Source organism: Bartonella sp. AA97HXZ (assembly GCF_042196985.1).
In the GTDB taxonomy this organism is placed as follows: Bacteria; Pseudomonadota; Alphaproteobacteria; order Rhizobiales; family Rhizobiaceae; genus Bartonella.
Genome location: NZ_JBHIRC010000001.1, coordinates 160,281 through 174,596, shown reverse-complemented (window position 1 = coordinate 174,596; position 14,316 = coordinate 160,281). Strand labels below are relative to the sequence as shown.

Here is a 14,316-nt window from a genome sequence, read left to right as displayed (position 1 = left end):
AGAACCATGATTAAAAAACAAAATGCCATTTGCTTAAAAAACCGCGGGCTTATTCAAATTACAGGCGAAGAAGCAACAGATTTTCTACAATCCCTGATCACGACAGATGTAAAAAAAATCAGTCCACAGGAACTTTTCCCTGGAGCCCTTTTATCCCCACAAGGAAAGGTTCTTGCTGATTTTCTTATCGGAAAAAAAGAAGATGGTTACCTGATTGATATCAGGATGCCTTTAGCTGATACGCTCCATAAGCGTCTGTTGCTCTATAAGCTGCGCAAAAAAGTAGAAATTACACAACCATTTCAAGAGCTTGTTACAGTTTTTTTGAATAATGAATCAGATGCTTTAAATTTTGATTCAAGTTTTGTTGATAAACGCTTCCCACAACAAGAAAAAATAATACGAATCTATGGCAAAAAACCTTTTTTGACTTCAGAATATCATGACACATGGAATCAATTGCGTATCCGTTATGCAATTGCGGAAAGTGATCAAGACTATGAAATTGGCAAAGTCTTTCCTCATGATATTAATTACGATCAAATCAATGGACTTGCATTCAATAAAGGATGTTATATTGGACAAGAAATTGTTTCACGAATGCACCACCGCCGTGCAGTACGTCGCCGTATTTTTATTGTAAAAGGCCAGTGTAAATTAACCCCTCAATCTAACATTGAAGCAGGAACAAAAGTGCTTGGCTACTTGGGAACATGTATAGGAAATGAGGCTCTTGCTTTAATGCGTATTGACCACGTCAAAGATGCTATGGATTATAACATCCCCTTTACTGTAAAAAACATTCCTGTCACTATAAGCATTGCTGAAAATATGAATTTTACCTTTCCTGAAAATACTATAGAAAATACTCATGGCTAAAGCTGAATTATTAAAAAATGGAGAAGCCCGCGCTTGGCAAAGAATGCTCTCTGGAAGGCGACTTGATCTTCTCAACCCTTCTCCTTTTGATGTTGAAATTGAAGATATTGCCCATGGACTTTCTCGCGTGGCACGTTGGAACGGTCAAACACGAGGAGAGCATGCCTATTCTGTTGCACAACATTCACTTTTGGTTGAACAAATATTTCAAAAACTTTTTCCACAATCGGAAAGCAACGAATGTCTTTATGCCCTTCTTCATGATGCTCCAGAATATGTCATCGGCGATATGATTTCCCCTTTTAAAGCTGTCATAGGAAAACAATATGAACGCGTTGAAAAGCGCATCCAAGATGCTATCCACATGCGCTTTTCTCTTCCCGTTGATCTTTCTCAAAAACTTTTAAAAAAAATTAAACAAGCCGACCGTATTGCTGCCTATTATGAAGCGATTACGCTTGCTGGATTTAATACAGAAGAAGCCTTTCGCTATTTTGGCTCTCCCAATAATATTCTACCCGATGATCTTAATTTATCCCCCTATTCTACACAACACATTGAAAACGCATTTTTAACGCGCTTTAATGACTTGGATGCCCAAAGATTATAGACTCTTCGCATTGTTGTTTCCTTGTCATTACAGAATCATAACACTGACTTATAATAATAATTCATTGTTTTTTCATTTTGAATGAGAGCTCCTAATATCGTAAGCTTCACTCATTTCAAATCTGTTTATATTGAATCAATCAAAATCATTCTCTTGCACACCACAAGCGGGTCTGGCGTGTGGGTAAAATTTTTTAAAGAAAGAGTTAAAATGCTCCTTATGAACCATCTCAAGTGCTAAGCGCTGTCGCAGCATTGAAAATTGGCAAAGTGTGTGATGATGCCGGTTTGCTCTCTTATGAAGCGTAAAGACGGGAGTACTCTATAAATTTTATAAACTTTATAAGGGACTTACCACTATACTATTCACGAACGCCGTCGCGAAATAAGATTGGGTACCTTAAGAAAGCTTTCTTTAAAAAAGCACGTGAATTAGCGACCCAATGGCGTTCTGTTTTGCATGAGAGGCGTGACTTCATTAAAGAAATGGAAAAAAGCACAGTTCAAATTGCATACAAAATATATTAAATAATGCACATTCATTATCAAAATAAAAAATGTTCTCTTGTCAAACCTTTCATCTTAAACTGAAGTTTATTTTAGTTTATAAACTTCATTATCCGCTGGGAAAGCGCGAGATGTGACATCCTCTGCATAATTCTTTATTGCAGTTTCCATCGCTTGTTCAAGGTCTCCATAACGGCGTACAAATTTTGGCACATGAGAACCATAGCCCAACATATCTTCCATAACCAATACTTGCCCATCACATTGATTGGACGCCCCTATACCGATCGTAGGGATAGAAAGCTTATCTGTCAGTTTCACCGCTAAAGGTTCAACCATTGCTTCTAAAACAACAGCAAAAGCACCTGCCTCTTCAATCGCTGCTCCATCTGCTTCAATTCTTTGCCAATCATTCTCCTTGCGTCCTTGTGTTTTAAAACCACCAAAACGATTCATTGCTTGGGGTGTAAGACCAATGTGCCCCATCACTGGAATGCCACGTTTACACAAAAAATCTATTGTTTGGGCTATATAAACGCCACCTTCAAGCTTAACTGCACCACACCCCGTTTGTGCAAGAATGCGCGATGCATTTAAAAAAGCTTGTTCTGGACTTTCCTCATAAGATCCAAAAGGCATATCAATAACAACAAGAGCTTTTTGAGATCCACGCACCACGGCTTTCCCGTGTAAAATCATCATATCTAAATTAACAGGAAGCGTTGTCTCAAACCCATACACAACCATCCCAACGCTATCACCAACCAAAAGGATATCGCAATATGGATCAGCAATCCGCGCAGTATAAGCTTGATAAGCTGTTAAAGAAACAATTGGCTGTTGTCCCTTTCGTGCACGTATTTCGGAAGATGTTATACGCTTTACGGTTTTATGTACACTCATTTTCCACCCTTCTCTTGCAATATATATTGATCAATCAGCCTTACCTCACCAAAACGGACAGTAAGGAGTAAAACCGCCGGTTTATTCAATGTTCCTTTAACCACGCATAAAGTTTCCATATCCCGTAAATCTATCGCTTCAATGATTGCACGCGTTTCTTGTTGTAAAATATCACGAACAGTTTTGCATAATTTATCAACCGACCGTTCACCTTCATGATAAAGCTTTTCAGCAGCTTTTCCACTTTCAGGAATAATTTTGGCAGCTTTACGATCTTCTAATGTTAAAAGCTGATTGCGTGAAGAACAAGCTACACCATCTGACTCCCGTAGAATAGGAACTCCAACGATTTCAATAGGAAAAGCCAAATCTTCAACCATACGCCGAATAATTAAAATTTGTTGAAAATCTTTTTCCCCAAAAAAAGCCTTATCTGCTTGGACAATGTTAAAAAGTTTAGCAACAACGCTTGTTACACCACAAAAGTGCCCCGGACGTAATTTTCCCATCAAAATACGTGATAATTTTTTCACTTGCACAATTGTATCATTTCCTAGTGGCCACATTTCATCGACAGAAGGAGCAAAAACACATTCAACACCTGCTTCTTTTAACAAAGCACAATCGCCCTTCAAATCTCTTGGATATTGAGAAAAATCTTCATGAGGTCCAAATTGCTTTGGATTGACAAAAATAGAAACCACTACGCGATCACACATTGCTCTTGCATACTGTACTAATGCAAGATGACCATCATGCAATGCCCCCATTGTTGGAACAAAACCAATCGAAAAACCTAAACGTCGTTCCTCTGAAGTATATTGGCGAACTTCAGCAATTGTCTTTAAAATTCTCATTTTCCCATTCAATTATCATCAGATCAACAAATTAATGCCTGTACACCAAATTGGCGCTCAAACAATTGTATCAAATTCATGCGCACTGACGGCTGCTTTATATCTCGTGGCTCCCAGACATGACGCATAAGAAAAAAACCCGTCAGTATAAAACCATTTATTATATCACTAAAATCAGCAGGACGAGTCGTTCTTTGTACAAGAAACTGTGGTAGAATGAGAAGCTTTTTTTTCCAAGGTTCTCCTGCTTCTTCACAGACAGCCCGACCAGATTTTGGTGATACGTAATGAAGCCTTTCCTGACGACCTGTTGCAGCACAACAAGATAAATCAAGACCAAAACCAAGTTCTTCAAGAAGCAGCATTTCAAAACGTACAAGCAATTCTGCATTTACAAATGGTTCATCAAAATTCTGCATAAAAAGGTGTAAAATATCATATAAAATGGGGTGCGGATCACGTTCGGGAAGAAGCCGCAAATGAAAAGCTATCAATTGCAAAGCATAAAGTGCTTCTGGTAGACAGATTAATCGTGCCGCATGTAAATCAAGAGCTTCAAGCCGAAAAAGTCCCAAATGTTCGTCTAAACGAGCCCACCATTCAGCCTCCACAAAATTTCCAGGTTGAAGAAGAGCTGCCATACGACGCGACCGCCCCCCTTTTACCACTCCCATATAACGACCATGTTCACGTGTCATAATCTCAAGAATAACACTTGTTTCACCATATTGGCGTGTACCAAGAATAACGGCTTGTTCTTTCCACTTCATTTTACTTTAATTATTTTTAAAAATCTTATTTTAAAAAATCCAATCCCATTTCGCGATAACGTTCTGGATCAGTATCCCAATTATCGCGCACTTTCACAAAGAGAAAAAGATGAACCTTTTGATCCATAATTTCCATGAGTTCTTTACGTGCTGCTTGACCAATCGCTTTAATTGTATCGCCTTTTGCTCCTAAGACAATTTTTTTCTGACTCTCACGCTCGACATAAATAACTTGATTAATTTTAACGGAACCATCTGAACGCTCTTCCCAGTTTTCTGTTTCAACCGTTGAGGAATAAGGAAGTTCATCATGAAGACGAAGAAAAAGTTTTTCACGCGTAACTTCAGCAGCAAGATGACGCATAGGCATATCAGAAATTTGATCTTCCGGATAATACCATGGCCCTTCCTGCATCATGTTACTCAACGCATGAAGTAAATCCTTGCAACCAGAACCGTTTAGAGCAGAAATCATAAATGTTTGCGCAAACTTTACACGTTCATTTATTTTAGTGGTTAACGCTAGAAGAGATGATTTAACAACTGTATCAACCTTATTAAGAACAAGAACTTTTTCTTGTTTCATATTGTTTACAATATCTAACATCATATCAACTTCATCCGAAAGACCACTTTGAGCGTCAATTAAAACGAGTAGAACATCAGCGCTCTTAGCCCCTCCCCAAGCAGCAGAGACCATGGCTCGTTCTAAGCGCTTATGGGGACGAAAAACACCCGGTGTATCGACCAACACAATTTGCACATCATCATGAATGACAATACCGCGGATTAAAGTTCGTGTTGTTTGTACCTTATGTGTTACAATTGAAACCTTTGTTCCAACCAATTGATTAACCAATGTCGATTTACCGGCATTAGGCATCCCAATAAGCACAACAAACCCAGAACGCGTTTTCATAACGTCACTCATGATCATTTTTTCCTACTGTTTTCCATACACCCTCTCGTCGCAAAATTTTTTCAGCTGCCATTCTTTCAGCATATCTTTTGGAGCTTCCCTGCCCAATCTCTGAAGCAAACCCAGAAATACTGACCTCTACCATAAAAACAGGATCGTGATCTGGACCTGAACGTTTTATAACCTGATAATGTGGTTGTGCATTGCCTTGGATATGCGCCCATTCCTGTAATTCTGTCTTGGCATCACGTCGACCAGCATCCATTTTCTTTGCCCGACTTTGCCAATATTTTTGAATAAAAGGGCGAACGCTTTCCAATCCTCCATCGAGATATATTACTGCAATCAAAGCTTCCACGACATCTGCATGCATGTTGATAAGTCGACGTCCCTCAAAATTTTTCATCTCAAAACCAACACGGATCATATCAGGAAGCCTCATTTCACGCGCAATATCAGCACATGTCTGTGCATTGACCAGATGATTTAAACGAACTGATAATTCACCTTCACTTGCCTGAGGAAAAAGTTGATACAGCATCTCTGCAATCAAAAGCCCTAAAACCCGATCCCCTAGAAACTCTAGTCGTTCATAATTCCCCTGTTCCGAATCTTGTACACTCGAGTGTGTTAATGCCTTCTTTAACCTCTCTTCATCTTTAAAACGATGCCCCGTCAGCTTGAAAAGCTGATCAATCATGAGACGTTTCATCGTTGCTTCCTTGCTTGATAAGCGGCAAATCATGAACCGTATTTATGAAAGAAAACAAACGTTTCCAACGCACATCAAATGGCCAGCGCCAAATCTGCCAAGCACTTGAACCATTACTGATAGAAAAGAAAATCACGCTCGCGCGACCAATAAGATTTTCTTCTGGAACATAGCCTACATCTAAACGACTATCATCTGAATTGTCGCGGTTATCTCCCATCATAAAGTAATGTCCTTGAGGAACTTCAAAGACTTCTGTATCATCAACTTTCGGGATGAAAGCTAAATCAAGTGTATCATAACTGACACCGTTAGGCATTGTCTCGCGATAAACCTCAACAGGATAGTTAACCTCTGTTATATCAGAATTATCAATCTCCCCCATAAAGTGACGTGAAACAGCCTCATCATTAATATAAAGGACACTTTGACGGACTTGTATACGATCACCTGGTAGCCCAACAACGCGTTTTATATAATCAATCTTCGGATTACTTGGTAAGCGAAAAACGACCACATCTCCACGTTGAGGTTGAGATGCCCAAATCCGTCCAGAAAAAAGAGGAGGAGAAAAGGGGATGGAAAAACGAGAATACCCATATGCATACTTAGAAACAAACAGATAATCTCCCACCAACAAAGTAGGACGCATTGAACCGGAAGGAATACTAAACGGCTGGAAAAAAAGTGTCCGAATAAACGCTGCTAAAAGCAAAGCCTGTATTAAAACAGAAATAAATTCACGAAGCCCACCTTTTTTTTCTTTTTTATGCACTTTATCTTTTTGGATCATCACCAACTGCCTTCTCATCACAGATATAATTTTTTTCATCATAATATTCAAATAACAAAAGCACAATCTCTCATGCCATCTATCCACGTGGAAGTGCTTCGATAATAATAAATGCCTGCGCCCAAGGAAAATCATCTGTTATACTAAGATGAATAACTGCATCATGATGAGGAGGTAATAACTTTTGAAGTTGTATTTGCGCACGATTTGTTAATTGCATTATTGGTTTACCAGACGGCAAATTAACTACCCCCATGTCTTTCCAATTGATACCACAAGCGATTCCCGTTCCTAAGGCTTTAGCACATGCTTCTTTAGCAGCAAATCTTTTTGCATAAGAAGAGGAGCTTTTTTTGAGATTTTCAGATCTATTTCTTTCAATATCCGTAAAAATACGTTCGATAAAATGCTCACCATAACGAACCAACATTTTCTCAATACGTCGTATATCAACCAGATCATTTCCAAGACCAATAATCATAAGATATTACCCGATCTTTCTTAAATTTATTTCTGTTTTAATACAGGCGATGAGCGCTTCTTTAAACGCCTTTTTTTTATAATCTTTTGGTATCGCTTTTGTTTAAAACGAACCGTTGCTCTGTAAACACCTATATAAGATAAACCACCAAAAACAATACCTAAAAGAGTTCCCCCTAAAATCATAGGACTCATAATTGTGTCCCATGCGCCTTTAAAGAGGAGAGAGAGATTTGACAATGTCAAACCATTAAATAGAGCACGAATTTGCGAAAGAGAAATCTCTTTGACATCGCTAAAAAGTGATAAACAAAAATACCCTACTTTATAATCAGCCATGACAATCAATAAAAATGTGAGTGGATTAGAAAAAATTGTCCCAATGATTGCGGCAGCAAAGTTTGCACGCAAAAGCCAAGAAAAAAATATTGCCAAAATAATATGCAGCCCAAAGAAAGGTGAACAAGCTAAAAAAACGCCAACAGCAACCCCTAATGCTACTTCATGCGGTGTTGCTGATATACGCAAAATACGTTTATGTATGTAGCAAAATGAGCGAGAAAATGAACGACGTGGCCATAACCAAAGTCGAATACGCGTTACAAAATCTATTGGTTCTCGACGACGAAAAAGCATATGACTCTCAATATACATCTTTTGATGATGAAATAATCTATATCATCCAAATTAATCTTTTTAAGCTTTTGCACAAAAAAAATATAACGACAATTAAATATTTCGACTGCCTGGTTTAATCGCGGGAAGAACAGAAAGCTCTGCAGGAAGTGCATCACTAGCATAAGAGGTTATCTCGTATTCAGCAAGCGCAATCAATGGAACTCCAACATTGACCTTACCACCAGAACGATCAAGGATACATGCACTAGCCAATACCTCTGCTCCTGCTGCAACAAGCGCTTCAACAGTCTCACGAATGGAAAGACCCGTTGTTACAATATCTTCAACAATAACAATCCGTGCACCCTTCTTGATTTCAAAACGACGCAATTCAAAGATGCCATTTACACGCTCTACCCAAAGAGAAGGAACACCAAGGTGACGTGAAGTTTCATAGGAAGGAATAAGACCGCCAATTGCGGGACCAACAACATAGTCAATTTTTCCCTCGATAGATTTTTTGATTTTTTCAGCCAATCCACGACATAACTTTTCCGTCAAGTCAGCATGCATGAATACTTTCGCTTTTTGCATATAAGTCGCACTATGGCGCCCCGATGTTAAAATAAAATGCCCTTCTAGAATAGCATCTGCTTGTTTAAAAATATCAATGACATCCTGTGTCTTCATTGCAAAATCTTTCTTTTTATCCATGAACCCGCCGTACTGTACTTACTGAACCTGCCTTTTTTAACTGAGAAAAAATACGATTCAAATGTTTTAAATCCCACACTTCCAAATCAATCATAATTTCTGTAAAATCTGGTGCTGTACGGATAAAAGATAAATTTTGGATATTGGCATCGTTAGCAGAAATTATTTGTGTAATTTCAGCCAGAGAACCTGGACTATTTACAACTAAAATATCCATCCGTGCAGGAAAACGTTCATTCATTTGGGCATCAATATCCCAGCGGACATCAATCCATCGTTCTGGCTGATCATCATACGCCATCAAAGCTGAAGACTGTATTGGATAAATAACGATCCCAGCTCCTGGCTGCATAATACCAACAATCCGATCTCCAGGTACTGCTCCTTCCGGTGAAAAACGTACGGGTATATCTCCACGGGTTCCTCTAATAGGCAATGCTTTAGATTGATGATTCTCGACCTTTGCATTCTTCTCATTTTCTGGAACTTTAAAAATCATACCTTGAGCATTTTCAATATTAAACCAACCTTCTTCCCCAGGCCTAAAAGATGACTTTTGTACCACACGGTGATCTTGATAATCAGGATAAACCGCTTTAATCACATCAGCGGAAAACAGCTCTCCACGCCCAACAGCAGCCAATACATCCTCTACATCTTTACGTGCTAAACGTGGCAAAACTTTCTTCAAAAGGTCTTTTGAAAATTGCTTTCCCATATATTCAAATGAACGCTCGAGAATACGATATCCTAAACCCGAATATTGTTTACGTACCGCTGCACGACTTGCTCGTCGAATAGCTGAACGTGCTTTACCCGTGACAACAAGAAATTCCCATGCTGCTGGCGGAATTTGAGCGTGTGAGCGAATAATATCAACCTCATCACCATTTTTTAATTTGGTCATTAAAGGCATAATACGACCATTGATTTTTACACCCACACAAGAATCACCGATGTCTGTATGGACGGCATAAGCAAAATCAATAGGCGTAGCTCCTTTAGGAAAAGCAATTAATCGACCTTTCGGCGTAAAACAAAAAACTTGGTCTTGAAAAAGCTCAAGTTTTGTATGTTCTAAAAACTCTTCTGGATTATCTCCATCAGACAAAGATTGTATCGTTTGACGCAACCATGCATAGGCATTCGTTTCACTTGATAACTTCACAGTCGAATAATTGGAACCATGCTCTTTATAGATGGAATGAGCAGCAACCCCATATTCAGCAACTTCATCCATAGCAGCCGTTCTAATTTGCAACTCAACACGTTGTCTTGAAGGGCCAACAATTGTTGTATGAATAGAACGATAATCATTTTGCTTTGGTATAGAGATATAATCTTTGAAACGACCAGGAACCATTGGCCATGTCGTATGAATGACACCAAGAGCACGATAACAATCATTCACGGACTCAACAATCACACGAAATCCAAAAATATCCGATAATTGTTCAAAAGATAATGCTTTACTTTCCATTTTGCGAAAAACTGAATAAGATTTTTTCTGACGGCTTTTAACATCTGCTTTAATGCCATTTTCCAAAAAAAGTTTTGTCAATTCATTTTCAATTGTGGAAAGCAAATCACGGTTGTGTTTCAATAATTCAGAAAGTCGATTGGTAATCGTACGATAACCTTCTGGATTTAAATAAAAGAAAGAGAGATCCTCTAATTCCTCACGCATATCCTGCATACCCATACGACCTGCAAGTGGCGCATAGATATCCATCGTCTCTTCAGCAATTCGCCGACGTTTATCATCACGCATAACACCAAGGGTACGCATATTATGAAGACGATCAGCAAGTTTGACTAAAAGAACACGAACATCATCAGAAATAGCAATAAGAAGTTTACGAAGATTTTCTGCTTGTACGGCTTTCTTTGATACAAGATCAAGCTTATTAAGCTTTGTAAGCCCTTCAACCAACTTCCCAATTTCAGAACCAAAAAGCTGATCAATTTCTGCTCGTGTAGCGCTTGTATCTTCAATTGTATCATGCAAAAGAGCAACAGCAATCGTTGCCTCGTCCAACCGCATATCTGTCAAAATAGCAGCAACTTCTAAAGGATGAGAAAAATAAAGATCACCTGATGCACGCTTTTGATGTGCATGCTTTTTCATTGCATAATCATAGGCCCTGTTTAAAAGAGCCTCATCTACGTCAGACTTGTAACGTTGAACACGTCCAACAAGCTCACACTGACGCATCATACGAGCATATCCTTTATCTTTTCACACCTCTAATCTTTATTGAACATGTCCTATCAATAAAAGACAAGAAAAATAATTGCTCCTTACATGACAAGGTATCTTTACTCCTGTAACATAAATTGCTGCAATTAATAATCGTCACTTTTTTCTGGAACAACCAAACCTTCAATACCCGCTAAAAGCTCTTCTTCTGACATATGATCAAATGAAGTACCTTCTTCTTGCGACGACGTATTAAAAACACTTTCAGCTTCACCTGAATGGGTAATAAATTCACTTGCCATTTCTGGCTCATCTACTTCCACATGCTTTTGCAACGAATGAATAAGGTCTTCCTTTAAATCAGCAGGCGACAATGTTTCTTCTGCTATTTCACGCAAAGCAACAACTGGATTTTTATCATTATCACGATCAACCGTAATCTGCGCTCCTTGTGAAATCTGACGCGCCCGATGACCTGCTAAAAGTACCAATTCAAAGCGGTTGTCAACTTTATCAATACAATCTTCTACCGTTACGCGGGCCATTTATGCCTCTTTCTCAAATAAAAAAATTTAATAGCGGATAAAGGAGTATATACAATAATCAAAATAAAACACAAGAAAAACAACACAAACTTTTATATTTTTTGATTAAAGAACTTATTTAAAAAAATTCTTGGAAAATTTAAAAATGTATAACCTATTCATGCTCGTTATCAAAATTTCTTTTAAAAGCATTCCAATAGATTGACTTCAAACAAAGGGAGGTCTTTCTTGACAAAAGACTTGTCTGGAGTCCTTATCCTTTTAAAAGGAATACCTGCTGTTTAAACCCTTTGCAATAACAGCAGTCTTATACATACTTTTTATGATAATATCTTTATCTAAAGAGAAAACTTTTTTCTTTGAACATCATGTGTATCGCACTCTTATTCATCGAATAAATTACTGAAAGATGACCTCTCTTTACACAATAATGAGCAATAAGTTTATATTAAACTTTCTTCTAAAAAAGTTTATTTATATTCATTATAGATTGTTTATCAAAACATAACCCGTCATATACGCTATATAAAGACTCACAAAATAGAAAAACGATTGATGCCTAACACCATGAATAGCCAATTAACATCACTGTGCCCAGAACCACCCCAAAATTGCAATTTATGTCCGAGGCTTCATCAATTTATCGCTGGCTGGCGTGTAAAAGAACCAAGTTGGTATAACGCACCGGTGCGCCCATTCTTTCCTTATAAAGGGCCAGATACAACACGCCTTCTTATTGTTGGGCTTGCTCCTGGATTACGCGGAGCAAATCGAACTGGACGTCCATTTACTGGTGATTATGCTGGGCACTTACTTTATTCAACTTTAAAAAAGTTTGGTTTTGCCCAAGGAACCTTTGAAGAAAGAGCAGACGATACTCTTGAACTTATTGATGCAGCAATTGTTAACTCTGTTCGTTGTGTTCCACCAGAAAATAAACCCACCGGTGCAGAAATTAACACGTGCCGCTATTTCTTCTCACCTCTTTTAACAAATCTTCCCAAACTTAAAGCCGTTATTACCTTAGGCACCATTGCGCACCATTCAACGATACGTGCCCTTAATGCAAAAGTTTTAGCTCACCCTTTTGGACACGGCGAAATCAATAACATCGGCAGATTACGCATCTTTTCGAGCTATCACTGTTCTCGTTATAATACAAATACTGGACGTTTGACAGACGCCATGTTTCATCAAATCTTTCAAGCAGCAAAAACATACTTAGATCAATGCTAAAACTGTTTTAAACAGCGCTATGAATAAAGAATATCTAGATCGCATCCATTAGCCATACCTTTTTAAAAGTCTTGCTTTCTCACGTCCCCAATCACGTTTTTTTTCCGTTTCGCGCTTATCATGAAGCTTTTTCCCCCGCGCTAGAGCGATCTCCAACTTAACGCGCCCTCGTTCATTAAAATAAAGTTTGAGAGGAACAAGTGTCATTCCTTCACGAGACGTTGCATTAAAAAAACGTGCCATCTCACGTTTTGAAAGTAATAATTTGCGCAAACGTCGTGGTTCATGATTAAAACGATTAGCCTGCGTATATTCAGGAATATAGCTGTTTACTAACCACAATTCCCCATTCTCAAAACTCGCATAGCTTTCAGCAATATTGGCATGATTAGAACGTAAGGACTTCACTTCCGCTCCCTGAAGGACAAGACCAGCCTCAAGATTATTAAGGATTTCAAAATTAAAACGTGCTTTACGATTGTCAGCAATTATTTTCCGTACGGGCGCGTTCTTTTTTTTATTCATGGCTTTGTCAATATCATTTTATGCTTTTAAAAGACCAGCATGACTGAGGGCTGCATCAATAATCTTCTTTGTTCTTTCTGTTAATGGAACAATAGGAGAACGCACAGTATCACCACAAAATCCTAATTTTGCAGCAGCATATTTAATACCTGCTGGACTAGGTTCAATAAACACAGCACGATTAAGAGGCATCAAGCGATCATTTAATTCTCGTGCTGTTTTATAATCACCACGAAAACAAGCTGCTTGAAGTTCTGCACAAAGCTTCGGAGCAACATTGGAGGAAACTGAAATACACCCCATACCTCCATGTGCATTAAAACCTAACGCCGTACAATCATCACCGGAAAGCTGCACAAAATCTTTTCCACACTTTTCACTTTGTTCACTAACGCGCTCAATTCTGCTCGTTGCATCCTTAACACCAATGATATTGTTAAAATCTTGATAAAGGTCTTTCATCGTTTCTACAGCCATATCGATAATAGAACGACCAGGAATATTATAAATTATAATCGGAATAGAAACAGCTTTGGCAATGGAAGAAAAATGCTTATATAAGCCAGATTGATTTGGTCTATTATAATAGGGAGTGACAACCAAAACTGCATCTGCGCCAGCTTTTTGCGCGTATTGTGCAAGCTCTACAGCCTCGCTTGTGCTATTTGATCCCGCTCCAGCAACAACAGGAACACGCTTTGCAACCTGCTCAACACACAATTCTATAATCCGCTTATGTTCTTCATGACTTAACGTTGCTGATTCACCTGTTGTCCCAACAGGGCTTACACCGTTAATCCCTTGTGTGATCTGCCATTCAACAAAATCACAAAACGCCTTCTCATCAATTGCGCCCTTGTTATCAAACGGTGTGATAAGCGCAGTTATAGCTCCCTTGAGCATGACAAACTCCCTATAATGTTTGCTTTTATTTTTTTAATAATCGCCTTTTATAAATTTTAAATAGAGCATAATCTTGCTCTATCATTGAAGCAAGATGAATTTCAAAAAAAGCCCCCATAAGATGAAAATGTCCCTCCTTAAATGTT

Annotated in this window: 16 protein-coding genes and 1 pseudogene; 4 read left to right on the top strand and 13 right to left on the bottom strand. The window is 38.4% G+C overall.

Translation table 11 applies throughout. The features are described 5' to 3' along the window. Positions 1-6 precede the first annotated feature (6 nt). The 3 genes and pseudogenes from ACFINE_RS00735 to ACFINE_RS00725 form a co-directional block, all read left to right on the top strand. The gene (locus ACFINE_RS00735) at positions 7-879 is read left to right on the top strand and encodes a YgfZ/GcvT domain-containing protein (protein ID WP_375620724.1); all 873 of its coding nucleotides are present in this window, start codon (positions 7-9) and stop codon (positions 877-879) included. Beyond that, the gene (locus ACFINE_RS00730) at positions 872-1,489 is read left to right on the top strand and encodes a YfbR-like 5'-deoxynucleotidase (RefSeq protein ID WP_375620723.1); all 618 of its coding nucleotides are present in this window, start codon (positions 872-874) and stop codon (positions 1,487-1,489) included. The genes ACFINE_RS00735 and ACFINE_RS00730 overlap by 8 nt, the downstream gene beginning before the upstream one ends. 351 nt (positions 1,490-1,840) lie before the next feature. Further along, a pseudogene (locus ACFINE_RS00725) lies at positions 1,841-1,983 on the top strand (integrase); the annotation flags it as partial. Between the two features lie 99 nt (positions 1,984-2,082). Here the strand turns inward: ACFINE_RS00725 and panB are convergent. From panB to rpoZ, 11 genes are all read right to left on the bottom strand, one after another. Further along, positions 2,083-2,898 (bottom strand): 3-methyl-2-oxobutanoate hydroxymethyltransferase, encoded by an 816-nt coding sequence (panB, locus tag ACFINE_RS00720; RefSeq protein ID WP_375620722.1) that lies wholly within the window; start codon positions 2,896-2,898, stop codon positions 2,083-2,085. After that, positions 2,895-3,755, bottom strand: a complete 861-nt coding sequence (gene panC, locus ACFINE_RS00715; protein WP_375620721.1) for a pantoate--beta-alanine ligase — start codon at positions 3,753-3,755, stop codon at positions 2,895-2,897. The genes panB and panC overlap by 4 nt, the downstream gene beginning before the upstream one ends. A 23-nt stretch (positions 3,756-3,778) precedes the next feature. Then, on the bottom strand, positions 3,779-4,525 hold the full coding sequence (gene recO, locus ACFINE_RS00710; RefSeq protein ID WP_375620720.1) for a DNA repair protein RecO: 747 nt from the start codon (positions 4,523-4,525) through the stop codon (positions 3,779-3,781). 25 nt (positions 4,526-4,550) lie between these two features. Continuing rightward, on the bottom strand, positions 4,551-5,456 hold the full coding sequence (era, locus tag ACFINE_RS00705; RefSeq protein ID WP_375620719.1) for a GTPase Era: 906 nt from the start codon (positions 5,454-5,456) through the stop codon (positions 4,551-4,553). Beyond that, positions 5,449-6,156 (bottom strand): ribonuclease III, encoded by a 708-nt coding sequence (gene rnc / locus ACFINE_RS00700; protein WP_375612949.1) that lies wholly within the window; start codon positions 6,154-6,156, stop codon positions 5,449-5,451. Before rnc ends, era begins: the two co-directional genes overlap by 8 nt. Further along, entirely contained in the window at positions 6,137-6,949 is an 813-nt protein-coding gene (gene lepB, locus ACFINE_RS00695; RefSeq protein WP_375620718.1) for a signal peptidase I, read from the bottom strand. The genes rnc and lepB overlap by 20 nt, the downstream gene beginning before the upstream one ends. 79 nt (positions 6,950-7,028) lie before the next feature. Then, complete coding sequence (acpS, locus tag ACFINE_RS00690) at positions 7,029-7,430, bottom strand: holo-ACP synthase (protein WP_375620717.1); 402 nt, start codon at positions 7,428-7,430, stop codon at positions 7,029-7,031. Positions 7,431-7,456: 26 nt separating this feature from the next. Continuing rightward, positions 7,457-8,065, bottom strand: coding sequence for a DUF2062 domain-containing protein (locus tag ACFINE_RS00685; protein WP_375610146.1), 609 nt, complete (start codon positions 8,063-8,065; stop codon positions 7,457-7,459). Between the two features lie 93 nt (positions 8,066-8,158). Further along, complete coding sequence (pyrE, locus tag ACFINE_RS00680; protein WP_375620810.1) at positions 8,159-8,737, bottom strand: orotate phosphoribosyltransferase; 579 nt, start codon at positions 8,735-8,737, stop codon at positions 8,159-8,161. A gap of 16 nt (positions 8,738-8,753) precedes the next feature. Next, the gene (locus ACFINE_RS00675) at positions 8,754-10,979 is read right to left on the bottom strand and encodes a RelA/SpoT family protein (RefSeq protein WP_375620716.1); all 2,226 of its coding nucleotides are present in this window, start codon (positions 10,977-10,979) and stop codon (positions 8,754-8,756) included. Positions 10,980-11,107: 128 nt separating this feature from the next. After that, positions 11,108-11,506 (bottom strand): DNA-directed RNA polymerase subunit omega, encoded by a 399-nt coding sequence (rpoZ, locus tag ACFINE_RS00670; RefSeq protein WP_273791104.1) that lies wholly within the window; start codon positions 11,504-11,506, stop codon positions 11,108-11,110. 567 nt (positions 11,507-12,073) lie between these two features. On the opposite strand from rpoZ, the gene ACFINE_RS00665 reads away from it, so the two are divergent. After that, positions 12,074-12,742 (top strand): uracil-DNA glycosylase, encoded by a 669-nt coding sequence (locus ACFINE_RS00665; protein ID WP_375620809.1) that lies wholly within the window; start codon positions 12,074-12,076, stop codon positions 12,740-12,742. A 48-nt stretch (positions 12,743-12,790) separates the two neighbouring features. On the opposite strand, the gene smpB is transcribed toward ACFINE_RS00665, so the two are convergent. After that, a complete protein-coding gene (smpB, locus tag ACFINE_RS00660; protein WP_012231306.1) occupies positions 12,791-13,267 on the bottom strand; it encodes an SsrA-binding protein SmpB in 477 nt (158 codons plus the stop codon). Positions 13,268-13,285: 18 nt separating this feature from the next. Continuing rightward, positions 13,286-14,170, bottom strand: a complete 885-nt coding sequence (dapA, locus tag ACFINE_RS00655) for a 4-hydroxy-tetrahydrodipicolinate synthase (protein WP_375620715.1) — start codon at positions 14,168-14,170, stop codon at positions 13,286-13,288. Between the last annotated feature and the right edge of the window lie 146 nt (positions 14,171-14,316).